The organism is Planococcus sp. ISL-109 (assembly GCF_018613655.1).
Classification (GTDB): domain Bacteria; phylum Bacillota; class Bacilli; order Bacillales_A; family Planococcaceae; genus Planococcus.
Genome location: NZ_JAGGPW010000001.1, coordinates 116,956 through 117,313, shown reverse-complemented (window position 1 = coordinate 117,313; position 358 = coordinate 116,956). Strand labels below are relative to the sequence as shown.

At 52.0% G+C, this 358-nt stretch carries 1 protein-coding gene; it reads left to right on the top strand.

The genetic code is table 11. From position 1 onward, the window contains the following. Nucleotides 1-200 (top strand): hypothetical protein (locus J7E21_RS00540; protein WP_215103743.1); only part of this gene is annotated, 200 nt, incomplete at its 5' end. Between the last annotated feature and the right edge of the window lie 158 nt (nucleotides 201-358).

Below are 358 nucleotides of genomic sequence, written 5' to 3'. Positions count from 1 at the left end.
CGAGAGAAGTACACAAAAAATATACCCACACGAACCAAAGAAATCTAACAGCCGCCGTGCGCATACGGGTGAGCCGATGCAGTGAGACAAGTGGTTTTCCTGGCTCACTGCAAGAGGCCAACCCAAAGCCAGGCGGCGAAACCATTCGTGACGCTAAACCAAACAGCAGCACATTTCCACACCCCAATTCAGCTATATAACCCGCTCGCCCCACCAAGGAAGCGATCCCCCCAACAGCGGACGAATCCTAGAGAAGTACACAAAAAATATACCCACACGAACCAAAGAAATCTAACAGCCGCCGTGCGCATATGGGTGAGCCGATGCAGTGAGACAAGTGGTTTTCCTGGCTCACTGC